The organism is Streptomyces coffeae (assembly GCF_016741875.1).
Classification (GTDB): domain Bacteria; phylum Actinomycetota; class Actinomycetes; order Streptomycetales; family Streptomycetaceae; genus Streptomyces; species Streptomyces coffeae.
Window position 1 is genome coordinate 148,768 of the sequence record NZ_JAERRF010000007.1, and the last position, 24,632, is coordinate 173,399.

General features: G+C 70.2%; 22 protein-coding genes and 2 pseudogenes. 10 read left to right on the forward strand and 14 right to left on the reverse strand.

Annotated features, from left to right (window positions below; all coding sequences use genetic code 11):
* Positions 1-2 precede the first annotated feature (2 nt).
* The 3 genes and pseudogenes from frc to JK363_RS13890 all read right to left on the reverse strand — a co-directional run.
* Complete coding sequence (gene frc / locus JK363_RS13880; protein ID WP_201875169.1) at positions 3-1,250, reverse strand: formyl-CoA transferase; 1,248 nt, start codon at positions 1,248-1,250, stop codon at positions 3-5.
* 12 nt (positions 1,251-1,262) lie between these two features.
* Positions 1,263-2,945 carry a thiamine pyrophosphate-binding protein gene (locus tag JK363_RS13885; protein WP_201875371.1) on the reverse strand — a complete coding sequence of 561 codons (1,683 nt, stop codon included), beginning with the start codon at positions 2,943-2,945 and terminating at the stop codon, positions 1,263-1,265.
* Between the two features lie 192 nt (positions 2,946-3,137).
* Positions 3,138-3,357: pseudogene (locus JK363_RS13890) on the reverse strand (formate dehydrogenase); the annotation flags it as partial.
* 222 nt (positions 3,358-3,579) lie between these two features.
* On the opposite strand from JK363_RS13890, the gene JK363_RS13895 reads away from it, so the two are divergent.
* Positions 3,580-4,257, forward strand: a complete 678-nt coding sequence (locus JK363_RS13895; protein ID WP_201875170.1) for a GntR family transcriptional regulator — start codon at positions 3,580-3,582, stop codon at positions 4,255-4,257.
* Between the two features lie 146 nt (positions 4,258-4,403).
* On the opposite strand, the gene JK363_RS13900 is transcribed toward JK363_RS13895, so the two are convergent.
* The 11 genes from JK363_RS13900 to JK363_RS13950 all read right to left on the reverse strand — a co-directional run bounded on the left by JK363_RS13900 (position 4,404) and on the right by JK363_RS13950 (position 16,657).
* Entirely contained in the window at positions 4,404-4,637 is a 234-nt protein-coding gene (locus JK363_RS13900; RefSeq protein ID WP_201875171.1) for a helix-turn-helix domain-containing protein, read from the reverse strand.
* Positions 4,637-5,191, reverse strand: a complete 555-nt coding sequence (locus JK363_RS13905; protein ID WP_307821717.1) for a DUF2975 domain-containing protein — start codon at positions 5,189-5,191, stop codon at positions 4,637-4,639. The genes JK363_RS13900 and JK363_RS13905 overlap by 1 nt, the downstream gene beginning before the upstream one ends.
* Before the next feature lie 202 nt (positions 5,192-5,393).
* Positions 5,394-7,964, reverse strand: a complete 2,571-nt coding sequence (locus JK363_RS13910; protein WP_201875173.1) for an ABC transporter permease — start codon at positions 7,962-7,964, stop codon at positions 5,394-5,396.
* 53 nt (positions 7,965-8,017) lie between these two features.
* Complete coding sequence (locus JK363_RS13915) at positions 8,018-8,794, reverse strand: ABC transporter ATP-binding protein (RefSeq protein WP_201875174.1); 777 nt, start codon at positions 8,792-8,794, stop codon at positions 8,018-8,020.
* 257 nt (positions 8,795-9,051) lie between these two features.
* Complete coding sequence (locus tag JK363_RS13920) at positions 9,052-9,729, reverse strand: response regulator (protein WP_201875175.1); 678 nt, start codon at positions 9,727-9,729, stop codon at positions 9,052-9,054.
* A complete protein-coding gene (locus JK363_RS13925; RefSeq protein WP_307821718.1) occupies positions 9,726-11,306 on the reverse strand; it encodes a sensor histidine kinase in 1,581 nt (526 codons plus the stop codon). The genes JK363_RS13920 and JK363_RS13925 overlap by 4 nt, the downstream gene beginning before the upstream one ends.
* A 405-nt stretch (positions 11,307-11,711) precedes the next feature.
* Positions 11,712-12,371: a L,D-transpeptidase family protein gene (locus JK363_RS13930; protein ID WP_372444751.1), complete on the reverse strand. Its 660-nt coding sequence runs from the start codon at positions 12,369-12,371 to the stop codon at positions 11,712-11,714.
* Positions 12,372-12,535: 164 nt separating this feature from the next.
* On the reverse strand, positions 12,536-13,273 hold the full coding sequence (locus tag JK363_RS13935) for a hypothetical protein (RefSeq protein ID WP_201875176.1): 738 nt from the start codon (positions 13,271-13,273) through the stop codon (positions 12,536-12,538).
* On the reverse strand, positions 13,260-13,784 hold the full coding sequence (locus JK363_RS13940) for a SigE family RNA polymerase sigma factor (protein WP_201875177.1): 525 nt from the start codon (positions 13,782-13,784) through the stop codon (positions 13,260-13,262). Before JK363_RS13940 ends, JK363_RS13935 begins: the two co-directional genes overlap by 14 nt.
* 221 nt (positions 13,785-14,005) lie before the next feature.
* The gene (locus tag JK363_RS13945; RefSeq protein WP_201875178.1) at positions 14,006-16,042 is read right to left on the reverse strand and encodes a S53 family peptidase; all 2,037 of its coding nucleotides are present in this window, start codon (positions 16,040-16,042) and stop codon (positions 14,006-14,008) included.
* A gap of 465 nt (positions 16,043-16,507) precedes the next feature.
* A complete protein-coding gene (locus tag JK363_RS13950; RefSeq protein ID WP_201875179.1) occupies positions 16,508-16,657 on the reverse strand; it encodes a LysR family transcriptional regulator in 150 nt (49 codons plus the stop codon).
* 149 nt (positions 16,658-16,806) lie between these two features.
* On the opposite strand from JK363_RS13950, the gene JK363_RS13955 reads away from it, so the two are divergent.
* The 9 genes and pseudogenes from JK363_RS13955 (at position 16,807) to JK363_RS13995 (ending at position 24,585) form a co-directional block, all read left to right on the forward strand.
* Complete coding sequence (locus JK363_RS13955) at positions 16,807-18,291, forward strand: 2-hydroxymuconic semialdehyde dehydrogenase (RefSeq protein WP_201875180.1); 1,485 nt, start codon at positions 16,807-16,809, stop codon at positions 18,289-18,291.
* Complete coding sequence (locus tag JK363_RS13960) at positions 18,291-19,097, forward strand: 2-keto-4-pentenoate hydratase (protein WP_201875181.1); 807 nt, start codon at positions 18,291-18,293, stop codon at positions 19,095-19,097. The genes JK363_RS13955 and JK363_RS13960 overlap by 1 nt, the downstream gene beginning before the upstream one ends.
* Complete coding sequence (locus JK363_RS13965; protein ID WP_201875182.1) at positions 19,097-19,903, forward strand: 2-keto-4-pentenoate hydratase; 807 nt, start codon at positions 19,097-19,099, stop codon at positions 19,901-19,903. The genes JK363_RS13960 and JK363_RS13965 overlap by 1 nt, the downstream gene beginning before the upstream one ends.
* Positions 19,900-20,349 carry a RidA family protein gene (locus JK363_RS13970; RefSeq protein ID WP_201875183.1) on the forward strand — a complete coding sequence of 150 codons (450 nt, stop codon included), beginning with the start codon at positions 19,900-19,902 and terminating at the stop codon, positions 20,347-20,349. Before JK363_RS13965 ends, JK363_RS13970 begins: the two co-directional genes overlap by 4 nt.
* A 3-nt stretch (positions 20,350-20,352) precedes the next feature.
* A complete protein-coding gene (locus JK363_RS13975; protein WP_201875184.1) occupies positions 20,353-20,928 on the forward strand; it encodes a 3-hydroxyanthranilate 3,4-dioxygenase in 576 nt (191 codons plus the stop codon).
* 41 nt (positions 20,929-20,969) lie between these two features.
* Positions 20,970-21,995 (forward strand): amidohydrolase family protein, encoded by a 1,026-nt coding sequence (locus JK363_RS13980; RefSeq protein ID WP_201875185.1) that lies wholly within the window; start codon positions 20,970-20,972, stop codon positions 21,993-21,995.
* A 32-nt stretch (positions 21,996-22,027) separates the two neighbouring features.
* Positions 22,028-22,270, forward strand: a pseudogene (locus JK363_RS13985) (4-hydroxy-2-oxovalerate aldolase family protein); the annotation flags it as partial.
* Between the two features lie 64 nt (positions 22,271-22,334).
* Complete coding sequence (locus JK363_RS13990) at positions 22,335-23,666, forward strand: MFS transporter (RefSeq protein WP_201875186.1); 1,332 nt, start codon at positions 22,335-22,337, stop codon at positions 23,664-23,666.
* An 85-nt stretch (positions 23,667-23,751) separates the two neighbouring features.
* A complete protein-coding gene (locus tag JK363_RS13995) occupies positions 23,752-24,585 on the forward strand; it encodes an MBL fold metallo-hydrolase (protein WP_201875187.1) in 834 nt (277 codons plus the stop codon).
* Positions 24,586-24,632 lie beyond the last annotated feature (47 nt).

Genomic DNA, 24,632 nt, shown 5'->3' on the forward strand with positions numbered 1-24,632 from the left:
CGTCAGATCACTCCGTTCGTCTTGAGCAGCCGCACGTCCTCGTCGCCGAGCCCCAACTCGCCGACGTACACCTCTTCGTTGTGCTCACCCAGTAGCGGGGAGCGCTCGACCCGGACCGGGGAGTCGGAGAGCTTCAGCGGGGAGCCGACCGTGGTGAAGGAGCCGCGCTCGGGGTGGTCGACCTCGACGATCATCTCGTTGGCCGCGAGCGACGCGTCCTCGACGATCTCCTTGGTGGACAGGATCGGCCCGCACGGGATGTTGTGGGCCGTGAGCTGCTCCAGCACCTCCCACTTCGGCAGGGTGCTGCTCCATTCCTCGATCAGTTGGAACATCTTGGCCAGCTTCGGCAGCCGCGCCTCGGGCGCGGCCCACTCCGGGTCCTCGGTCAGTTCGGGGCGGCCGATGAGCCGGGTGATGGGCTCCCAGCCGACCGGCTGCACGATGACGTAGACGTAGTCGTTGGGCCCGCCGGGCGCGCACTTGACCGCCCAGCCGGGCTGGCCGCCACCGCTGGCGTTGCCGCTGCGCGGCACCTCGTCGCCGAAGTCCTCGTTCGGGTATTCGGCCAGCGGCCCGTGCTCCAGCCGCTGCTGGTCGCGCAGCTTGACCCGGCACAGGTTGAGCACCGCGTGCTGCATCGCCACATTGACCCGCTGGCCGCGTCCGGTGTGGGTGCGCTGGTAGAGCGCGGCGAGGATGCCCGCCACGCAGTGCACCCCGGTGCCGGAGTCGCCGATCTGGGCGCCGGTGGCCAGTGGCGGTCCGTCCTCGAAGCCGGTCGTGGACATCGACCCGCCCATGGCCTGCGCGACCACCTCGTACGCCTTGAACTTGGTGTACGGGCCCTCGCCGAACCCCTTGATCGAGGCGTAGACCAGCCGCGGGTTGATCTCCTGGATGTGCTCCCAGGTGAATCCCATGCGGTCCACGGCGCCCGGACCGAAGTTCTCCACCAGCACATCGCTGCGGCGGATGAGCTCGGTCAGGATCTCCTTGCCGCGCTCGCTCTTGGTGTTGAGGGTGATGCTTCGCTTGTTGCAGTTGAGCATCGTGAAGTAGAGCGAGTCCACGTCCGGGAGATCGCGCAGCTGCTTGCGGGTGATGTCGCCGGTGACGTTCTCCAGCTTGATCACATCCGCGCCGAGCCAGGCGAGCAGCTGGGTGGCGGAGGGACCGGACTGCACATGCGTCATGTCGAGGACGCGAATGCCCGTCAGAGCTTGATTGGCCTCAAGAGCCTGGGACATGGTGGCGGCTCCCTACTTGTACATGGTCTGGTTCATGGTTCCGGGGGCGTAGGCGTCCGGGTCCACCCAGACGTTGATCAGCGACGGCTTGCCGGACTCCCGGGCGCGGCGCAGTGCCGGGCCGATGTCCGCCGGGTCGCGGACCTCCTCGCCGTGGCCGCCGAGCATCCGCGCGAACTGGTCGTAGGGCACATCGCCCAGGGTGTTGCCGACCCGCTCGCGCTTCTCGCCGTACTTGGCCTTCTGGCCGTAACGGATCTGGTTCATCGAGGAGTTGTTGCCGACGATCCCGACGAACGGCAGGTCGAAGCGGACCAGCGTCTCGAAGTCCCAGCCGGTCAGGGAGAACGCGCCGTCGCCGAAGAGCGCCACCACCTCCTTGTCGGGACGGGCCTGCTTGGCAGCCATCACGAACGGCACGCCGACGCCGAGCGTCCCCAGCGGGCCCGGGTCCATCCAGTGGCCGGGCGACTTGGGCTGGACCACCTGACCGGAGAAGGTGACGATGTCGCCGCCGTCGCCGATGTAGATCGAGTCCTCGGTGAGGAAGTCGTTGATCTCGCTGACCAGGCGGTACGGATGGATGGGGGAGGCGTCGGACCGGAGGTTGGGCAGCCGCTTCTCGATCGCCTTCTGCTCGGCGGCCCGCAGCTCGTCCAGCCACTCCTTGCGCTTGCCCGCGCCGCCATTGATGCTGCCAGAGGCGGCCTGGGTGACGGCGGAGAGGATCAGCCCCGCGTCGCCCACGATGCCGAGGTCGATGTCCCGGTTCTTGCCGACCGTGCGGTAGTCGAGGTCGATCTGGACCACGGTGGCGTCGGGGGAGAGCCGCTTGCCGTAGCCCATCCGGAAGTCGAAGGGTGTGCCGACGATGACGATGAGATCGGCGTTGGAGAAGGCGTATCGGCGGGAGAGCTGGAAGTGGTGCGGATCGCCGGGCGGCAGTGTGCCGCGCCCCGCGCCGTTCATGTACGCGGGCACGTTGAGGGTGCGCACCAGCTCGATGGCCGCGCCGGTGGCGCGAGTCGTCCACACCTGACTGCCCAGCAGGATCGCGGGCTTCTCGGCCTGGACCAGCAGATCGGCCAGCTTCTGGACGGACTCGGGGTCGCCGGCGGCGCGGGTGGAGGCGCGGTAGTGCCCCGCCCGGGGGACGCGCGCGGTGTCCACCGGCACCTTGGCGTCCAGCACATCGCGCGGGATCTCCAGGAAGGAGGGGCCGGGAGCGCCGTGGAAGCACTCGCGGAAGGCCATGGAGACCATGTCGGCGGCGCGGGCGGTGTCCGGGACGGTGGCGGCGAACTTGGTGATCGGCGCCATCATGTCGACGTGCGGAAGGTCCTGGAGGGACCCCATCTTGTGCTGGGTGTGGGCGCCTTGGCCGCCGATGAGCAGCATGGGTGACTCGGCGCGGAAGGCGTTGGCGACGCCGGTGACCGCGTCGGTGGTGCCGGGGCCGGCGGTGACGACGGCACAGCCGGGCTTGCCGGTGATCCGGGCGTAGCCGTCGGCGGCGTGGGCCGCGACCTGTTCGTGGCGTACATCGATGACATCGATGCCCTCGTCGACACAGCCGTCGTAGATATCGATGATGTGGCCGCCGCAGAGGGTGTAGATGACCTCGACGCCTTCTGCCTTGAGTGCTTTGGCGACCAAGTGCCCGCCGGATATGAGGCCTTGGCTGTCGTCGGGCATGGCGAATCGCGTCCCTTCGTAGGGGTCGGTGCGGTCTCGCTTGGATTGCATACAGTCGACGTTATCCTGTATGAACTTTTATCCCACCGTCGGAGGAGCGGTGTCCAGGGGGCGTGCGCGACTCGTTCGAGCCAGCCCTCAAACGCTGATGACGGGCCATCAGAGAGCTGGCACTGGACCTGTACGGACATCAGGCGCGGCGAAACCACCGCTCTGCACCCTGGTGTTGTACGAGTCCAGGCGCCGCACGGTGGTGAGCCGGAGCGGATAGGTGTCATCGGTCAGATCGACCGGCGGATCGTGTTTCACCGGGCCGAAGAGCGCGAGGGCGCCGCGCCGGATCGCCCTCCCAGAGGCGGCCGTGCAGAGAGCTGGGTTCGAGGCGGTCGGTGCTGGGGCAGGGCCACTGGAGACGGCGCGCAGCTCGTCCCAGACATCCTCCGCGCCCCCGAACTTCCCGTCGGTGGCGGCGCCGGGCGAGGCGATGAGGAAGCCGGAGGAGAAGCGGACCAGGGAGACGAACATCGCCCAGCGCGGGCCGCGGCTTGGATGCGCCCGGTGCGTGGACAGTATGGGTAAACTGTAGACAATAACCAATTCAAGAATCCGGTGAAGGCCAGCCAAGGGGGGCGCGATGCTGTCCAGAGGTCTGCCGCAGGGCGCGGTGCCGAAGCTGGAGCGGCCCGGTCCGCTCCGCGAGCGCGTCTACGAGGCGCTGCTCGAACTCATCACCACTCGCGCCCTCCGCCCCGGCCAGCACCTGGTGGAGAGCGAGCTCGCCGGTCATCTCGGCGTCTCCCGCCAGCCGGTCCGCGAGGCCCTCCAGCGGCTCAACACCGAGGGCTGGGTCGATCTGCGGCCCGCGCAGGGCGCGTTCGTCCACGAGCCCACCGAGGAGGAGGCCGATCAGCTCCTTACGGTGCGCACCCTCCTGGAGGCCGAGGCCGCCCGCCTGGCCGCCGCCGGGTTCCATGAGGCCGGGGTCGCGGCGCTGGAGGACCTGTGCGCGAAGGGCGAGCGTGCGGTGCTGGACGACGATGTGGACGGCGCGGTCGCGGCGAACGCCGAATTCCACGCCAAGGTCATGGAGCTCGCCGGAAACGCGGTCCTGTCCGAGCTCGCTGCCCAGGTGGACCGAAGGGTCCGCTGGTACTACACCCCGGTCGCCCGGCAGCGCGGCAAGCAGTCCTGGACCGAGCACCGCGAGCTGATCGCGGCCATCACCGCCGGTGATGAACAGCGCGCCACGGCCGTCATGCGCGCCCACACTGAGCACACCCGCCGCACCTACCACGAGCGCGAGCGGTCCTGACCTTCCCCTCGGCCTCATTGCCTGTGCCGTTCGGAGACCCGTCGCTGGTGGTCAGGCAGCGTATCTGTACTCGTTGATCACGCCGTCGAGTATTCGGGTGGGTGGGAGCCGGTGAGCAGTCGGGCACTCATGACAGGAGCAAGTGGCTAGGCCGGCCCGGCGGGGTCATGGGTGATCAGGTCTCCTGGCTGACACTGGAGGACATCGCAGATCCTCGACAGGGTCGAGAAGCGGATGGCCTTGGCCCGCCCGTTCTTGAGCACGGACAGGTTGACGACGGTGATGTCCACTCGCGCGGACAGTTCGGTGAGCGTCATACCGCGCTCGGCAAGAAGCCGGTCGAGGTGGATCCGGATCGCATGCAGTTCCTCATCGGGCATCAGATGGTCCCTTCGAGGTCCTCTCGCATCCGCACACCCTCGCGCATGATCTTCCCCATAATCACTGCGGCGAGGCCGGCGAGGACGAGCACCTGCGGCCCGGAGACCGTCGGCCCAGAACCCGCGACCGGCGCCATGCTCCCGACGAGCCAGGACTGCGACCAGCCGACGACGAGGCCGGCCAGCGGCGTGCCGACGGCGACGAACCAGCCGAGAACGGAGAGCCGTTGCGACACCGCATCGGTGAACGGCCCCTGCAGCAGGACGGCCTTCAGCAGCCGGGAGAAGAGCAACAGCGCGAGGGAACCGAACAGCAGCCACGGCAGTTCGCCCCCGAGGTCGGCAGCGCGCTGCCCCACCGAGGGACTGTCCTGGCAGAGACGCGTGGCACTGCTGGACGCTTCCACGCCCTTGCCAACCGGCAGGTTGTCCGGCGCCAGTGAGGCATTGCGCCAGAAGCCCGTCTGCGCGCAGACCGCCCCGTCGTCGAGCACGTGCGTGACCCCCGTGCCGATGAAGGCGAGCCCGCAGAGCACCGCCAGCACAAAGGTCACCGAGGCCAGGGTCCTCGTGAGTCGCGTGTTCACCGCATCCCTTCCCATCGATTATCGATATGCCCGAGCCTAGAGCAGCATATCGATATTCGACAAGTTCATGGCCGCCGACGAGGCCGCCCCTGGCGCGCTGAGCGGGCCGCTCCCGCCGAGGCGGGGGCGGCTTACGCGGAGCGAATGTCCATGACTGGCATGACGCGCGCTAGGCGTCGGCGACGGCTCGCAGGGGGGTGAGCGCGGCGGCTCGTCGGGCGGGCAAGGCGGCCGCGACCGCGCCGACGGCGAGGGAGAGCAGGACCACGAGGGTGAGGGTGGACCAGGGCAAGGAGAAGGAGTACTGCGGGATCGCGCCGTTGGTCAGTCCGCTGACTTTCCACGCCCCGAACAGCCCGCCGGCCAGTCCGAGCAGGGTGCCGAAGGCGGCGACGCAGACGGCCTCCAGGCGGATCATGCGGCGGATGCCGGAGCGGTCCATGCCGATGGCGCGCAGGACACCGATCTCACGGGTGCGTTCCGAGACCGACATGGCGAGGGTGTTGATCATGCCGAGTGCGGAGATCAGTACGCCGATGGCGAGCAGCCCGAACACCATGGTCATCAACTCGCCGGCGACGCCGGCCTGCTCCTGGACGAGTTGGTCGCGGTCTTGGACCTTCAGCAGCGGGCTGTCGCTCACGGCGGCGCGCAGGTGCTTCTCCAGGTCCTTGGATACGGCGCCGTCGGCGGTGCGGACCAGGATGCGTTGCACGGAGTCGCGCAGGTAACTGTGTTTCTGCACCTCGGTGCGGTAGCCGAGGACGTCCTGGGCGGTGGGGTTGTCCTGGTAGACGCCGACGACGGTGTAGGGCCGGCCGCGGTCGCCGGTTCCGGGGCCGATGTTCGCCTTGATCTGCTCGCCCGTGGTGACGCGGTGGTCGCGGGCGAAGCTGTGGGAGACGGCGACCCTGCCGGGGCCGAGGTCCTTGGCGGAACCGCTGAGGAAGTGGAGCTTCATCACGTCGTCCACAGTCTTCGGGTCGACCCCGGAGATCGACAGGGCGCTGGGGCCGGCAGCGATGGTGGAGTCCGCCACGGCGGAAGTGGTCCGCACACCGGGCACGTCGGCGACGCGCTGGATGGCGGCGGCATCGATGGCGGTCGTGGTGTCGTCGCGGGTGCTGATGACGTAGTCGGCGCTCAGTCCGGCGGCAGCCTGGGCATCCAGGGCCTGGCTCGTGGACTGGTTGATGACCGCGAGACCGGAGACCAACGCGGTGCTGATCATCAGTGCGACGGCGGTGGCGGCGGTACGGCGCGGGTCGCGCAGGGTGTTCTCGCGGGCGAGTTCGCCCACGACGCCGAAGCGGGCGGTGAGTTTGCCGAGCAGGCGGATCACCGGACCGGCGAGCAGCGGGGCCAGCACGATCAGGCCGACCACGAGGATACCGGCCCCGAACAGCGCGGTCTGCAGGTTGTCGTCGGTGGCGCTGGTCGCGTCGCTCAGCGAGAACAACAAGCCGGCACCGAGGACGGTCATGGCCAGGCCGACGATGCCGCGGACGCGGGAGACCGTGGCGGAGGGTGGCTGCTCGGCCGTGCGCATCGCCTCGATCGGGGCGATCCGCGCCGCGCGGCGCGAGGGCAGCCAGGCGGCGAGCGCGGTGACGCCGACACCCACGGCGAGCGCGGCGAGGATCGTGATCGGGCCGATCACCAGCGGCCCGCTGGGCAGCAGGTCACCGGAGGTGTCCAGCACGCTCGGCAGCACCGTGGCCACTCCCAGACCCAGCAGGAACCCGAGAACGGACGCGGCGAGACCGACCAGGGCCGCCTCGGCGAGGACCGAGCGGACCACCTGGCGCCGGGTGGCGCCGATCGCCCGCAGCAGGGCGATCTCGCGGCTGCGGCGTGCTATGAGCATGGTGAAGGTGTTGATGATGAGGAACGTGCCGATGAACAGCGAGACGGCGGCAAAGAGCAGGGGCAGCCGCTCGTAGCTGTGGGTCCTGGAGTTGATGAAGACGGACTGCTGGTCGGCCTGGGCGCTACCGGTGGTGGCCTCGGCGCGGTCGGCGGGCAGGACGGCGGTGACCCGGTCGGCGAGTTCGAACTGGCTGGTGCCCGGCGTGGCGGTCAGGTCGATCTGGTTGTAGTGCTCCGGGGCGGCGAACAGCTTCTGGGCGGTGGTCTTGTCGAACACGGCCAGGGTGCCGCCGGCGTTCACTCGGCTGTCGTTGGTGGACACCAGGCCCACCAGGCGCTTCTTGAGGACCGGTCCGTCCTTGGCGAGGGTGACGGTGTCGCCGAGTGCGTAGCCGCCGGCGGCCGCGGTGCCCCTGTTCAGCGCGACCTCGCCGCTGTTGCGGGGGGCGCGGCCGGCCGTCAGCGGGTAGCGGCTGTCCTTGCCGTCGGCACCCGGGACGTAGGTGGCACCGAACTTGCCCATCATGCTGTCGGCCCGCATCGGTGTGCCGTCCTTGGCGGACAAGGTGACCGAACTGTCGGCTGCCGGGCGGACGGAGGCGACGCCTGGAACGGTGGACAGCTTTCGTACCAGGGCGTCGTCCAAGGCGCCGTACTGCTCCTTGCCGGAGGCGCCCGGAAGGGATTTCGGAGTCACGCTGACGGCGATGTCCGCATAGTTGCGGGACATGGCGGCGCGGTAGGCGGCGGTGGTGGAGTCGGCGAAGACCAGGGAGCCGGTGATGAACGCGACGCCGATGCAGACCGCGAGCACGGTCATGATCAGACGGGCTTTGTGCGCGAGGACGTTGCGCAGAGCTATCAGCAGCATGGTGAGCTTTCGAAGGGTGGTGGGGGAGGGCGGTGGTGGGCTGATGGATACGGTCAGGTGGCGCGGCCCTGGGCCTCGAACGCGAGCATCCGCTCGAGTACGGCATCGGCGGTCGGGCCGTCCAGCTCGTCCACGAGCCGGCCGTCGGCCAGGAAGACCACCCGGTCCGCGTAGGCGGCGGCCACGGGGTCGTGGGTCACCATCACCACGGTCTGGCCCAGTTCCCACACCGAGCCGCGCAGGAAGCCCAGCACCTCCGCACCGGAACGGGAGTCGAGGTTGCCGGTCGGCTCGTCGGCGAAGACGATCTCCGGGCGGGAGACCAGGGCGCGGGCCACGGCGACGCGCTGCTGCTGGCCGCCGGAGAGCTCGGTCGGGCGGTGCTCAAGCCGGCCCGCGAGGCCGACGGTGGCGACGACGGTGTCCAGCCACGCCGCGTCGGGCCGCTGGCCGGCCAGCCGTAGCGGCAGGGTGATGTTCTCCAGCGCGGTCAAGGTGGGCAGCAGGTTGAAGCCCTGGAAGACGAAGCCGACCTTCTCCCGCCGCAGTTCGGTGAGCTGCCGGTCGTTCAGGGCGGACAGTTCGACACCGCCGATCCGGGCCGATCCCGAGGTCACCGGGTCCAGGCCGGCCATGCAGTGCATCAGCGTGGACTTGCCGGAGCCGGAGGGGCCCATGACGGCGGTGAACCGGCCCCGCGCGAACTCCACGGACACCGCGTCCAGCGCGGTGACCCGGGTCTCCCCCTTTCCGTACGTCTTGGTCAGGCCGGACGCGCGGGCGGCCGGCTCGGCGAGGGTTGCGCTGGGGGAAGGGAACGCGTGTGACATGGAAGCTCCGCATGGAGTGCGACGGCCCGCGAGGAGTTCGGCGAGCCGGTGGACGTATCCATCCTCACGGGCCTGAACTGCGCAAACGTCGTGCTGGAGGCGGGAGTTGGCCTCTGTCGAAGGGCCGGCTTCCCCTGGCCTTTCTCTGCCAAAGGTCAGGGACCCGGCCGGGGGAGCTCTGCCTTGGGGGAGGAACGGAGCGGGAACGTCACCGGCGCCCCGGGCGTGGATGCGAGATGGCCCGGTGGGCGGTTGCGTCAGGAGGCCAGGCCGGTGCGGTGAGCCAGCAGTGCGGCCTGGACCCGGCTCGCCGAACCGGTCTTGTCCAGGATCGCGCCCACGTGGGTCTTCACCGTGCCGACCCCGATACCGAGCCGCCCGGCGATGTTCTGGTTCGAAAGACCCTGGCCGAGCATCGCCAGGACCTCCCGCTCCCGGCCGGTGAGCCGGGCGATCCGCTCGTCCGTGAGCGCACCCCCGGCGCCCTGCGGAGTACCGGAACGCAGCATCCGGGAGATCACCGTCCCGGTCACGCCCGGCGAAAGCACCGCGTCACCGGCAGCGGCCGCCCGTACCGCGCTGATGAGCTCCTGCGGCCCCTCGTCCTTCAACAGGAACCCGGCGGCACCCTCCCGCAGCGCCCGCACCACGTTGTCGTCATCACCGAAGGTCGTCAGCATCACCACACGCGGCGCGGGGTCGAGAGCGAGCAGCGGCGCGATCGCGGCCGGCCCGTCGCACACCGGCATCCGGATGTCCACCAGCGCCACATCCGGATGGTGCGCGGCGGCCTCCTCGACCGCCGCGTGGCCGTCGGCGGCTTCGGCGACCACATCGATGCCCTCGGCGTGCCGCAGGATCAGGCGGACCCCGTACCGGATCATCGCCTCGTCGTCGGCGAGCAGGACACGGATCGGCTCGGTGGGCTGGGTCATCGGTCCTCCCAGGGCGGGGCGTCCCGTACGGACGGGACGGTGAAGCGGTCGATGGAGATCAGGCGCTGCGAGGCGTCGAAACAGTAGCGGGTGATGGCAAAGACGCCGGGCCGGGGGCCACGGCCGGCGGCTGGGTAGACGCAGCCCACCGTGCCGGCGGGGCGCGGCGGTTCGTGTCCGGTGGCCGCGGCGCGCTCGGCCGGCATGTCGAAGACCCCCTTCAAGTCCTGGTACCTCATGCCGAGGCGCGGCTCGGGAGGCGGGACCGTGTCCCTCGGCTGGCTGTAGACCATGGCGATCGCGAGCGTCATCAGCACCCACAGTGCCGCCGCCCCGAGACCGAACGTCAACGCCCTGGCGGTTCGCGGACCGCGCGACAGCGCCGCCGCGTCATCGTCGAACCCGTCCGCCGGGGAGGCTGCCATGTCGCCTGCGGCCGGTTTCCTCGCGACGGCGTCGGCTGGTTCCGCAGGGACGGCCGCCACCACCTGGAACCCGCCGGACGGCAGCGCGCCTGCCTCGAAGGTGCCGCCGAGCAGCTCGACCCGTTCGCGCAGGCCCGGCAGGCCGCGCCCCGTCCCGGCCTCGCGCGGCGTCGTGGCCGGGGCGGGGGACGCGCCGTTGCGGACCGTCACACGCACGGTCCGGTCGTCGTGCTCGACCCGCACGGTGACATGGGAGGCCGCCGCGTACCGGTGCACGTTTGTCAGGGCCTCCCGCACCACCCGGTGCACCGCGCGCCGCACCTGCGCCGGGCGCAGGTCGAGGTCGGGGCCGCTCCATTCCAGCCGCACGGCGATCCCGACGTCGCGTGACTCCGCGACCAGCGCCTCGACGTCGGCCCGGGTGCCGGTGGCGTCGGTGAACGCGTCCGGCCCGGTGTCCCGGCCGAGCGGACCGAGAACCCCGAGCGCCTGACGCAGTTCGCGCATCGCGTCCCCGGTGGTGCGCCGGACAAGGACGGCCTCCTCGCACAACTCGGAGTCGGCTTTGTCGAGGGCGAGTTCCAGACCGCCGGCGTGCAGCGAGATGAGGCTGAGTCGGTGGCCCACCAGGTCGTGCATCTCCGCGGCGATCCTGGACCGCTCGTGGGTGCGGGCCTCGCTGTCCGCGAACCGACGGGCTCGCTCGGCCGCGTCCCCGCGTTCGCGCAGCGCCCGCAGCAGCCGGGCCTGCTGCCCGTACACCGTCCCGACCAGGCCGGGTACGACCACGGCGGTCACTGCCAGGACCAACCCCAGCTCCAGCCCGTAAGCGGCCGAACCGCCGCCGAGTGAGGGGCCGGCCGCGGTCGCGGACGCCATGATCAGCAGACTCGCGCCGCCCAGCAGCCGGACACGATGGCGCGGACGGACCGTACCGATCGCCACCGTGTACGCGGCGGCTGCCGTCACCGGGCCGACGACGGGCGCCGCCCCGGCCAGGACAGCGAGGACCAGGAGCGTGGCCTCGGGCCAACGCCGCCGCAGCGGGAAGATCGCGAGGGCGACCGGGATCACGAAGAGTTGGAACGTGGCGTGCGGCAGGTCCCATAGCCGCAGGGCGACCGCCCACAGACACAGGGCGGCCACCGCCACACCGGCCGTCTCTCCAACGCCCCTGCCACATCCGCTTGGACGCGCCGGAGCATCCCGCCCGGGTTGGACGCAACGACGGAAACGGCTGAGGAGAGGCACATGGTCCAGTATCGATCGCGTCGGGCGGGCGGACGTGGGCCTCAGGACCGATCCGGGACTCTGCCTTTCGACAGAGATGGTGATGAGCTGGATGACAAACGTTGAGGAGGGTCTGTTCGTTCCAGTGCTCGGCGTACTTTCGCGACTTGTTCCTTCATCTGGTCGTCGGTGCGTGTGCTGTGCCAGGTGGTGCCTTCCCACTTCACGTACTGGGGCTCGCGGTCCCGTAGGAGGACCGACGTGAGGTGGTCGTGGAAGAGGAGTGTGCGGCCCAGGGGGCGATTGCGGACGGCGGGGCCCGGCCGCTCAGGTGGCCAGCGACGCGGCATCGCCCATGACGACGACCGGATGGCGCGCCGGGTCGAGGACGCGGAGCAGCCGCTCCACGTGCGGGCGCGCGAGGCCGATGCAGCCGTGGGTGGGACCGCCGTGGTCGACGTGGATCCAGATTCCCCCGCCCTTCGCTGCGCCCAGGGGCTTGGTGGCATCGAGCGGGGAGGTGCCCCGCTCGCGGTTGTAGTCGATGGCTATGACGTAGTCGAACGAGCCGACCAGCGGTTCGCCGGCGAAGCCCGTGCCACCGATCCGGAAGTTGGGCGACTGGCTGTACGGGAGTGCGCTGCCGGGATCGGCGAGCCGTCCGCCCGCGTCGCTGAGGGTGAAGACGCCGATGGGGGAGCGGAGGTCGCCGGCCCGGTGGCCGGCGGTCCAGCCGCGCAGGGCGTTGCGCGCCGGCCAGGAGGCTTTGGCCTGCCAACCGGTGGCCGTCCGTTCGTACAGGACGGCCTTGGACGTCGAGGAGTTCCTGCCCGATCCCGTGACGACGAGCGCTTGCCGGGTGTCGTCCGGGACTTCGGCGCGGGTCCGGGACCCCAGGCCGGGAAGCACGTCCCGCTGTTCCCCGGGAGCGCGGTCGCCCGCGGTTGTGGTGTGCGAGGTCTCCCCTCCGGCCCGGGGAACGGACACTTTCGTGGTCCGGGGCTCGGCGGAGGTACCGCATCCGCCGGTCGTCACGAGAGCGGTCAACACCGCTGCGGTCAGAACTGCGCGGCGGTTGCCCATGCGCACCGTCGGCGTCCTTTCTGTGGGGGGTACGTGCAGGACGGAGTGCGAGTGCCCGTCCCGTGGGGTCAGCGGGCGGTGCTCGGGCCGGCTGTGCGGGAATCGTCTCCGAGGCGCGCGGAGCTGGTGATCTCCTCGGCCGCGGTGCGGACTTCGGCCGGGGCGTCGCGCAGGCACACCGAGGCATGCACCGTCACCGGCTTGCGGCCACCACCCGGGGAGAGCGGGCGGCCGACGTCCCACTGCTGTGTCGCGCCGAGCGTCCGGCAGAGGCTGCCGAGCGTCTTGGACCTGCGGAGCCGGGGCCCGTCGGTGGCCGTGGCGTCCGCGGGAGCCCCCGTGCGGAAGACGATCAACGCGTCGCCCCGGCCCAACGCCGCCAGGGGAGCGCACGGTGAGTCCTTCGGCCGGTCCTTGGAGCAGGTGAGCTCTCCGGCCATCGGCTGTGTGGAGGCGAAACCGAGCGCTTCGCCGGTCGAGGGGTCCTCCGCGCTCCTGGCGCTCCATCCCTGCGGCAGTCGCACGGTCAGGCCGGACAGCTCGCGGTAGTGCGTGGTCCGGCTGTCGTGCGACACCGCGGGGCGGGGTGCGGTCGGCCGGTCGGGTGCGGCGGGCATGCGGATGAGCGACACCATCGTCGCCACGGCGGCCACGGCCAGCGCTCCCAAGCAGGCAGCCGCCCTCTGGCGCCGCCGGCGTCGGATCCGCCACCGGACCTGCCGGAGCCGGTCGTCGGGCGCGGGCAGGTCCGGGACGGCCCGCTCCAGTAGCGTGCGCCATTCCTGTTCGTCGTCAGTACTGTTCACGGTCCGCCCCTGTCCGGATCGGCATCTTGGACGTCCCCAGCTCCGCTTGGAGAGAGCGGAGGGCTTTCGCCGCCTGACTCTTGACCGTTCCCGGCTGGCATCCGAGGGTCGCGGCGGTCTGTTCGACGCTCAGGTCCTCGAAGTAGCGCAGCACGATGACCGCGCGCTGACGTGGCGGAAGCCGCCGCACCACCGCCCCCAGTGCCCTCTCCAGGTCGACTTCGCCGAAGGGGTCCGATGAGGCCGGCCGATCCGGCAGCTCCCCACACGGGACCTCGCCGCGCCACCGGCGTTGCCACCACGACGCGTGCGTGTTCACCAGGGCCTTGCGGATGTACGCCTCCGGATGGCCCGCCGCTATGCGCCGCCACTTGGGCCATACCTTGGCGAAGACGGTCTGGAGAAGGTCTTCCGCCTGGTGGGCGTCGCCGGTCAGCAGCCATGCGATCCGCAGCAGCCGCGGCCCGCGGGCAGCCACGAATTCCTCGAAGCCCGGCGTTGCACCCGTCACTCTTGTGTCCTTGCCATGGGATTCCCGTCGATTTCCTACCTGTCACACAGGGGAAACCGGGTGGTGTGCCTACGCGGTTGCCTCACCCGGGCGGATTTTTCGGCGAGGGCGGCGAGGACGGCGAGGGTTCCGGGCCTGACGCCCCGCCCCTGGGGGGCCGGAGCGGAGCCGTCAGGGGAGCGCCCCCTGCGTACGGCGTTACCCGGGACGAAGCAGGTGCCTCAGCGCCGCCTGGCTCCCGAGAAGAGCGCGGACGTGGGCGAACCCAGGCCCGTGACGTGGTCGTAACCGCGCGTCGCGGACAGTCCGAGGTCCTTCCCGAAGGTGCGCGCCATGACCTTCCCGGGGGTGTCATCCACGTGCACCAGTACGCCGGTCTCTTCGCCGGGGCCGAGCGGGGTGTCGGTGACGTCGCGCAGCTCGGGACCGCCGTGCAGCGAGTAGAGGTAGGGGTTGGCGAAGCCCGTGGGCGCATGGTTCCGCTCGTTCAAGACGGCCAGCATTCCGGCGGTGAGCGGTGCCGAGGCGCTGGTGCCGCCGGCCTGGTCGGGCTCGTAACGCCCCGGTGCGTCCGAGGTGTTGAGGTAACCGATGTTCATCGAGGTCTGCGGGTCGGCGTCGGCGCTGATGTCGGGCATTGAGCGGCCACCGGCCGGGGTGATCCCGTCCTGGTAGGACGGCCGATGGAAGAGTTCGCTGGTGCCCCCTCCCGCGCCGCCGTCGTGGAGGCCCGGCAGTTTGGGGTCCCAGGTGCCCGCCTTGATGTCGTACCAGCTCATGGTGGTTCCCCAGCCGGTCTCATATCGGTAGCGTCCGTTCCGGTCGAGGATCAGGCTCGTACCGCCGACGGAGGTCACCATCGGATCCGATGCGGGGTACTCGACGGCCGGACGGTCGTGCGGGATGTCGCCCCGGGGGCCCGTCGAATTGCCCTCGTCGCCGGAGCCGAAGGTGAACCCGATGCCCTCCACCGCGCCCAGGGCGAAGAGGTGGTGCATGCTCGCCGTCACGTCACCCGACATCTGCGATTCCACCCCCAGATACCAGGAGTTGGAGACGACGTCCGCCAGACGGCCGTCGACCACCTTCGCCGTCGCGTCGAACATCGGCCCCGGGGTGGGGCTCGCCTTCGACGCCGCCACATAGACCAGATCAGCATCCGGAGCCATCGCGCGCACGGACTCCAGATCCAGGATCTGCTCCGTTTCCCCGTCCGGGGTCTCCCGCGCCGGCGGGTTCGGCAGGTACTCCTTGTACTGGCCCGCACGCAGCGGGGCAACGCCCTCGTGGCGGGCCCAGGCGTCCAGGTCCGCGGCCGCGTTCTTGCGGGCACCATTCAGGACCACCGCGACGGTCTGGCCCTTGCCCGTGGCGGAGGCGGTGTCCAGCCCGTACGCCTTGCGCATCTGCTGCGGGGTGTATCCGTCGCACATCGCCCAGGGGAACGTCTGCCCGTACGGCTTGACGACGGTGGCCGGCTTCTCCCCGAACGACGCCGAGCAGTACTGGTCCCCGCTGCTGCTTCCCACGGCCCTGACAGGACGACGTACCGGGTCGGCCCCGGGCTCGCGGGACGCCTGCGCGGGCGCGTGAGCGCGGGCGGGAGCGGAAGGGTCGTCCTCGAACGCGTCGCCTTGGAAGGCGACGGGTGCGAGCCCGCCGACTGCCAGCACTGACGGGGCAACGGCATTCGGCACGGTCACGGGTGTGACGGCCGTGGGGACGTGTACCGGCTTCTCCCGGCCGTTCCTGACGTCCTTGAGGACTGTGCCCAGCGCCTTCTCCACCTGCTGTGCCGGACCGGAGACCGGTAGGTAATGGGCGGTCGGGGAGCCGGGCTTGAGACCGGCCCCGCGGAGCCAGTCCCGCACGCGCTTCACCTGCGCGTCATCGACGCCGAAGCGTTCCCGCGCCTGGGCTGCCGTCAGATACTTCTTGTAGTGCGCCGTGTCATGCGGATCCGACACCTGACGCGCGTACCGCTCCAGCCCGTCCTTGTCCCGCCCGGCGAGATAGACCCGGAACTCCACCTCCTTCTTGGGATCGACCCGGCCGCCGACCTTGGCACTCCCGAACGCGTGGGTGATATCCGCCTCGGGGAATCCACCCGGTACACGACGGACGGCCGGGGCGTCTGAGTCAACCAGTGCGCCGAGGGCCGGCGCGGCGATCCCGCCCAGACCTATGGCCAGCAGCGGCGCTATCACCAGCGCTGTTCGTCGTCGGCTACTGCGTCGTCGGCTACGCGGTTTTGTCATGGAGTAGCTCCTCCCGGGCGGCGACCTTCAACCGCCCCGAAAACGGTGAGTGGTACTCAAAGAACCGGTCGGGGGGCGACTCGGGTTGCCCACGGCCCTGCGATGGCTCGCGACCGCGGCGGGATCCGTGGAAGGTGTGCGCTCGCCCGTTGACACCTGGGACCCACTCCGCAGGTGAGCGCCGGCGCGGGTCGCGCCGGCGGCCGTACTTCGCCGCACCCTGGGGCGTCGACTGCGCGTCCGTACCGCGCGGATCCGGGACGGCCTCGGTGTCGGCGGTGCTGCTGTTGTTGGCAACCAGCACCGTCAACAACTTCTCCGCTATCGCTCTCGCTCACACCGCTGTGTCCAGCGACTCCCGGATCCGGGCCGCAGCCGTCCGCAGGTGGTGCAGGGCGAACCGGGCGGTCGACGTGGGGATTCGGCCCGACGGGTGCGGTCACCCCGACCGTCTGGGCGTCGGCGTCATGCCGCGCGCAGGCTGCGGGTGAGCACCGGCTGCGTCACGTGCAGACGCTCCGCGGCGCGCATCAGGCTGCCCTGGTCGTCGATCGCGGTGAGCATGACGACGTGGCGCAGCTTCAGCCTCCCCGTGAGTAGGTCGTCGGGCTGCATAGGTGTCTTCCTCGCCCTCGTGACCAGCACCTATATCAGTCGGGCATACCTCCGAGCCGAATAGGCATTATCCAGGCATGTCGCGTTCCGGCAATGCTCTGTTCACCGGAAGGCGCAGCCGACGGCGAACGCTTGGAGGTCATCGGTACATGAACGACGTACAGCCCGCACCCCGGCAGGGGCAAGGGCCCGCGCACTATGTCGGCGGACGGTTCGACGACTCGGGAGCCCGCTTCCCGCTCGTGTCACCGGCCGACGGAACAGTGATCGGCTCCGTCCCGGAGGCCGATTCCGTTACCGTCGACCGCGCTGTCCGTGCTGCACGTGAGGCTCTTGCCGGCCCGTGGGGCGACACCACGGCCGAGGAGCGGTGCGCCGTACTGCGTCGTATCGCCGACGGCATGGAAGCTCGTTTTGAGGAGTTCGTCGCCGCCGAGGTCGCCGACACCGGCAAGCCCGCCTCACTCGCCCGCAGTGTCGACATCCCCCGCGGCATCGCCAACTTCCGCGCCTACGCCGACCTGGCCTGGGGCCGCCCCGAGCAGTCGTTTGCCACGCCGACCCCGGACGGCGCGGGCGCCCTGAACTACACGGTGCGCCGCCCCCTCGGCGTGGTCGCCGTGGTCTCGCCGTGGAATCTTCCGCTGCTGCTGCTGACCTGGAAGGTCGCCCCCGCGCTCGCGGCGGGCAACGCGGTCGTCGCCAAGCCCTCCGAACTCACCCCCTCCACCGCCACCCTGCTGGCCGAGGTCATGGATGAGGTCGGCGTCCCCGCGGGCGCCTTCAACCTGGTCCACGGCTTCGGCGAGAACAGCGCGGGCGCCTTCCTGACCGCCCACCCCGACGTGGACGCGGTCGCCTTCACCGGGGAGTCCGCCACCGGTACCGCCATCATGCGGGCCACCGCCGAACGCCTCGCCCCCGTCTCTTTCGAACTCGGAGGAAAGAACGCCGGTATCGTCTTCGCCGACGCGGACTTCGAGGCCGCCGTCGAGGGGACGGTCCGCTCGTCCTTCACCAACGCCGGCCAGGTCTGCCTGTGCACTGAGCGGGTCTACGTCGAACGCGGCATCTACGACGACTTCGTCCAGGCGGTCGCCGAGCGTACCCGCGAGCTGCGGCTGGGCCTGCCCTACGAGGACGACACCCAGATGGGCCCGCTGGTCTCCGCGCTCCACCGGGACAAGGTCCTCGGCTACTACCGCCTCGCCACGGAGGAGGGCGCGAAGATCCATGCCGGCGGCGGCGTGCCGGCCTTCGGCGACGAACGCGACGGGGGCTTCTTCGTGGAGCCCACCGTGCTCACCGGCCTCGGCCAGGACGCTCGCGTCGTCCGCGAGGAGATCTTCGGCCCCGTCTGCCACATCGCACCCTTCGACGACGAGGCCGAGGCCGTACGCCTGGCCAACGACAGCCCCTACGGGCTCGCCGCCACCGTGTGGACAACCTCGCTCTCCCGCGCCCACCGCGTAGCGCCCCGCCTGCACTCCGGAGTCGTCTGGGTGAACTGCTGGAACCTGCGTGACCTCAGGACTCCCTTCGGCGGTGTCAAGGCGTCCGGCATCGGCCGCGAGGGCGGCGAGCACTCCCTCGACTTCTTCTCCGAGCCCGTGAATGTGTGTGTGAAGCTCTGATGACCGCCGAGAACACGAGGACCGACGCGGTGCGGGCGGCGGCCGATCGCCTCGCCCGCGCCCATGCCGACGGCGTTCCCGTCGAACCGGTACGCGACCTCGTCACCGACGTCGACGCCGCCTATCGGGTGCAGGACAGGCTGACTCACCGCTGGCTCGGCGAGGGCCGCCGTCTGGTGGGACGCAAGATCGGCCTCACCTCTACCGCCGTACAACGCCAACTTGGCGTGGATTCACCCGACTTCGGGATGCTCTTCGCCGACATGGCGGTCCCCGACGGCGCCGAGATCCCAGCCGGCGCGGTGCTACAGCCCAAGGCGGAGGCCGAGATCGCGCTCGTCCTCGGCTCCGACCTCACGCACGAGCGGCACACCGTCGCCGACCTGTTCCGCGCGGTCGCCTACGTGGTCCCCGCCATCGAGGTCGTCGGCAGCCGCATCCGCGACTGGGACATCACCCTCGCCGACACCGTCGCCGACAACGCCTCCTGCGGCCTGTACGTCCTCGGCGCCACACCCACCCCGCTGGAACGCGCCGGTGACCTGCGCACCGCCGGAATGATCATGGACCGCCGGGGCGACCAGGTCTCCACCGGCACCGGGGCGGCCTGCCTCGGACACCCCCTGAACGCCGCGCTCTGGCTCGCTGACACGCTGGTACGCCTCGGGCGCCCCCTGCTCGCGGGCGACACCGTGTTGACCGGCGCGCTCGGCCCGATGGTGCCGGTCACCGCCGGAGACGTTCTGGAAGCCCACATCGAGGGGCTCGGCAGCGTACGCGCCGCCTTCGCCTGGGAGGAGAGCTGATGAGCACCGTGACACCGGACGTGGCCGCCCTGGCGCGCACTCTTGACGACGCGGCCCTGCGGGCGCGTGCCGTCCCCCGCCTGACCGACACGGCCGACCTCGACGTCGAGGCCGGGTACGCCGTGCAGCGCGCCCTGGTCGAGCGGCGTCTGGCCCGCGGCGAGCGGATGGCCGGTATCAAGCTCGGTTTCACCAGCAAGGCCAAGATGCGCCAGATGGGTGTGGACGATCTGATCTGGGGTCGGCTCACCGACGCGATGCGCTTCCCCGACGGTGCCACCGTCCGTCTGGACCGGTTCGTCCACCCGCGCATCGAGCCGGAGATCGCCTTCCTGCTCGGCAGGCCGCTCACCGGCGACATCTCCGGCGAGGAGGCGGTCGCCGCCGTGACGGCCGTGGCGCCCGCGTACGAGATCATCGACTCCCGCTACGAGGGGTTCCGCTTCTCCCTGCCGGACGTCGTCGCCGACAACTCCTCCTCCTCTGGCTTTGGCGTCGGACCCTGGCGCGACGTGCGCTCCTTCGACCTCGTGACCGGCCTCGCCCATCTCGGCATGACCCTCGAGGTCGACGGACGCGCCGTTGAGACCGGCAGTTCCGCCGCCATCCTCGGCCATCCGCTGCGCTCGATCACCGCCGCCGCCCGGCTGGCCGCGGACGCCGGCCTCGTGCTGGAGAAGGGCTGGGTCGTGCTCGCCGGAGCCGCCACCGCCGCCGTGCCCCTGGAAGCCGGCCGTCACGTGAGGGTGAACGCGGGGCGACTGGGATCTGTCGACATCACCACCGAGGAGGAGCAGGGCCGATGAGCGAGCAGAACACCGCGTCCACCGGCGCCATCACCGTGACCGGCAAGGCCCGCCCCCGCGGACGCTTCCCGCATGTGCGCCGCGCCGGAGACTTCGTCTATGTCTCCGGGACGAGCTCACGCCGCCCGGACAACACCTTCGTCGGCGTCGAGGTCGACGAACTCGGCACCGCCCGGCTGGACATCGCCGCCCAGACCCGCGCGGTCATCGAGAACATCGGCGACCTCCTCGAAGCCGCCGGCGGGAGTCTCGCCGGCGTGGTCAACGTGACCACGTACCTCGTCAACATGAACGACTTCGGCGGCTACAACGAGGTCTACGCCGAGTTCTTCGACGAGAACGGCCCCACCCGCACCACCGTGGCCGTCCACCAGCTTCCCCACCCCCACCTCCTCATCGAGATCTCCTGCGTTGCGTACCTGCCCCACACCCGCACGGAAGGCTGACACATGGTCTCCAAGAACGTCCTCAAGCCGTTCAACCTCCAGCAGTGGATCGACGATCACCAGGACCTGCTCAAGCCACCCGTCGGCAACGTCCAGATCTGGGAGGACGCCGACCTGATGGTCACCATCGTCGGCGGTCCCAACCAGCGCACCGACTTCCACGACGATCCGATCGAGGAGTTCTTCTACCAGCTCAAGGGCAACATGGTGCTGCGGGTGATGGAGGAGGAAGGCAAGCCCCCCGTCGATGTGCAGATCCGTGAGGGCGACGTCTTCATGCTCCCCGCACACGTGCGGCACTCCCCGCAGCGTCCCGAGCCGGGCAGCATCGGCCTCGTCGTCGAGCAGACCCGCCCCGAGGGCGCGCTGGACGGCTCCGAGTGGTACTGCACCGAGTGCCACCACCTGGTACACCGCTCCGAGATCGCGCTGACCTCCATCGTCGAGGACCTGCCGCCGGTGTTCGCCGCGTTCTACGGCGACGAGAAGCTCCGTACCTGCGGGCATTGCGGGGCCCTGCACCCCGGCAAGGAATGGCCCGAGCGCATGCGTCCCGTGCCGCGCGCCCCAGAGCGGTGACCACCACCCCCCACCATTTATTGAGACTGAACGGAGCACCAGTGACCGTCGTCGATGTCCACGCGCATGTCTTCCCGCGCATCTCCCGCACCGAGTCCCGCATCCTGGACGCCGAGAACGGCCCCTGGCTGCGCGAGGACGAGGGCGGGGCCGGGATGATGATGAGCGGGACCACCGACTACCGCCCGGTCCGCGTCGAACTGTGGGACGCCGCAACGCGGATCGGGCAGATGGACCGCCAGGGCGTCGACATCCAGGTGGTGTCCTCGACCCCGCTGATGTTCGGCTACAACGCCGACGTGTCCCGGGCCGCCGAATGGTGCCAACTCGTCAACGACCGTATTCTCGGCCTCTGTTCCTACGCCCCCGACCGGCTCGTGCCGCTGTGCCAGGTGCCGTTGCAGGATACCGAGGCGGCCTGCGAGGAGGTCACCCGGGCGATGGCCAAGGGCCACGCGGGCGTTCACATCGGCAACCACGTCGGCGACCGGAATCTCGACGACGGCGCACTCCGTGAATTCCTCGCGCACTGCGCCCGCGAGAATGCCGCGGTGTTCGTCCACCCCTGGGACATGCTCGCCCCGGAGCGGATGCCGAAGTACATGCTGCCGTGGCTCGTAGGCATGGCAGCGGAGACCCAGCTGAGCATCCTCGGACTGATCCTCTCCGGCGCCTTCGAGGAACTGCCGCAGAACCTCCGGCTCTGCTTCGCCCACGGCGGCGGCAGCTTCCCGTACCTGCTCGGCCGGGCCGACAACGCCTGGCACCGGCGTGACATCGTCCGCACGGACTCGCCCCAACCGCCGTCGGCCTACCTCGACCGGTTCTACCTGGACTCGGCCGTCTTCGACCCCGGCGCCTTCAGGCTCCTGGTCGACGTGATGAGCCCCGAGCGGATCATGCTCGGCACCGACTACCCCTTCCCCCTCGGCGAGGAGGAGCACGGCGCCCTCGTGCGCGGCAGCGATCTGTCCCGTGCGGACCGTGACCTGATCCTCGGTCGGAACGCCCTGAAGTTCTTCGGTATCGGCGGCCCCCGCGACGGCATGACGGAGACGCAAGCATGAGCAAGACCAAAGCCGCGATCATCGGGTCCGGCAACGTGGACGAGTTCGCCGATGTCGACATCGTCTTCGACGCCACCTCGGCCGGCGCCCACCGCCGTCACGACGAGGTGCACTCCAGCTTCCTGCGGCACGCCGAGACGGCCGCCGCACGGTACGGCCTCGACACCCGATCGATTCTCGTCGAGGTCGGCCGCCGTGGCATGGTCGGCGGTCAGGAAGACATGATCACCGACATCGCTCTCGACCTCGCAGCAGGTAAGTCCGAGTCGCAGTAAGCCCCCCACATCTCGCCGCACCCCGCCCCACGGGCGGGTGCCCGTCCCCCGAGGTGAAGCCCACATGACTCCGACCGACAGCAGAACTTCCGGTACATCTCAGGCGAGACGTGTCGCCTGGGCCGCCTTCATCGGAAGCACCATTGAGTGGTACGACTTCTTTCTCTACGCCACCGCCGCGGCGCTGGTCTTCAACGTGCAGTTCTTCCCGACCGCGGACCCGGCCGTGGGCTCCATTGCCGCCTTCGGCACGCTCGCCGCCGGCTTCGTCTCCCGGCCGCTCGGCGGTCTGGTCATGGGCCACTTCGGTGACCGCTATGGACGCAAGAACACCCTGATCGCCTCTCTGCTGATCATGGGTCTGTGCACGGCCGCCATCGGCCTGCTACCCACCTACGCGGGCATCGGCGTGGCCGCGCCGATCCTGCTCACGCTGATGCGGGTGATCCAGGGCATCGGCCTCGGTGGCGAATGGGGCGGAGCGGTCGTGATGACCCTCGAGCACGCACCGGAGAACCGTCGCGGCCTCTACGGCGCGGCCCCGCAGATGGGTGTGCCCGCAGGCCTGATCGCCGCCAACCTCGCAGTGCTGGGGCTCACCCGCGCTCTGGGCGAGGACGCCTTCAACTCCTGGGGCTGGCGCATTCCCTTCCTGCTCAGCCTCCTTCTGGTCGCTGTCGGCATGTACCTGCGGCTGCGTATCGAGGAGAGCCGCGCCTACAGCGAACTCGCCGAGCCCGAAACGCAGAAGAAGCTCCCGGTCGCCGAAGTCCTTCAGGAACACTGGCGCTCGGTCCTGCGCGCCTGCTTCGTCATCGTCGGCAACTCCAGCGTGGCGTACGTCTTCATGACCTACGTGCTGTCCTACGGCAAGCAGACCCTGCACATCGACGCGACCTTCCTGCTGCTGAGCGTGACCGGCGGTGCCGTGATGTGGCTGGTCTCGGCCCCGTTCTGGGGACGCCTCGGCGACCGGTGGGGACTGCGCAGGCTGTTCCTGATCGGCGGGTTCGTCCGGGTCGCGTGGGCGCTGGCGTTCCTGCCGGTCGTGGACACCGGGAACAAGCCGCTGATCTTCGTGTTCATGCTGTCGATGGGCGTGGTCCTGTCGATGACCCACGCCTCGGTGGGCGTGATGACGGCCACCATGTTCCCGCTGAAGATCCGTTACACCGGTTCCTCCGCCGCCTACCAGATCGGCTCGCTGCTCGGCGGCGGCATCACCCCGCTCGTCGCCGCCTCCCTGATGAAAGCCACCGGTACCTCGATGAGCATCACCCTGTACCTCCTGGCCGTCGGTCTGATCAGCCTCGCCGCCACCAAGGGGCTGTCCAGGGACGACGTCGGCGAGGGCGTCAGCGCCGCCGAGCAGAAACTGCAGCCGCAAAAGGTCTGATGGCCGCCAGGGGCGCCGTACCCCGGTGGGCGACCATCGGGGTACGGCGGACGGACCAGCCCCTGAGGCAGAAGAAAGGGCAATCATGGAGCTTGTCATTCTGGGCAGCGCCGGCGGCCCACAGCCGCATCCCGGCAAGGCTGCCCCGGCCACCGCGGTCGTCGTCGACGGCGACATCCACGTCATCGACTGCGGCAATGGTGTGGGACGGCAGATCGTCTCGGCCGGCCTGGAGCTGACCGATCTGCGGTCGGTCCTCGTCACCCACCACCATGTCGACCACAACGCCGACCTCGGCGCCCTGGTCCACCTGGCATGGACCGCGGCCCGGTGCGAGCCGGTCGACGTCTACGGGCCCGCCCCGCTGGAGTCGATGATCAAGCAGTACCTCGAGCTCAACGAGCCCGACATCAGCCACCGCGAGGGCCTCGGCCGGCCGGCCCTGGCCGGTGTCTTCCGGCCCCATGAGGTCGCCGGGCCCGGCACCGTCCACGAGGCCGACGGCGTACGGATCAGCGCCGCCGTTGCCACACATCCGCCGATGCCCTCGTTCTCCTACCGCGTCGACGCTCACGGACGCTCCGTGGTCGTCTCCGGCGACACCGCCCGCTGCGACGAGGTGGTCGAACTCTCCCGGGGCGCCGACGTCCTCGTCCACGAGGCGTACTCCCCGGACCACCTCGGCGAGTTCATGGCAGGCTCCAACACCAAGATCGAGCGCCTGCGACAGCACTTCGCGCAGGCCCACACCAGCGCCGAGGACGCGGGCCGGGTCGCCGCCGAGGCCGGAGTGCGCACCCTCGTCCTGTGGCACCTGATCCCGTGGCAGCTCTCCGACGAGGAGTACGCCGCCCAGGCCGCACGGACCTTCGACGGGGAGATCGTCGTGGCGCACGACCTCCAGCGCATTCCCGTCTGACTCTTCGGACCGGTGACGGCGCCCCTCCCACAACTGGGCAGGGGCGC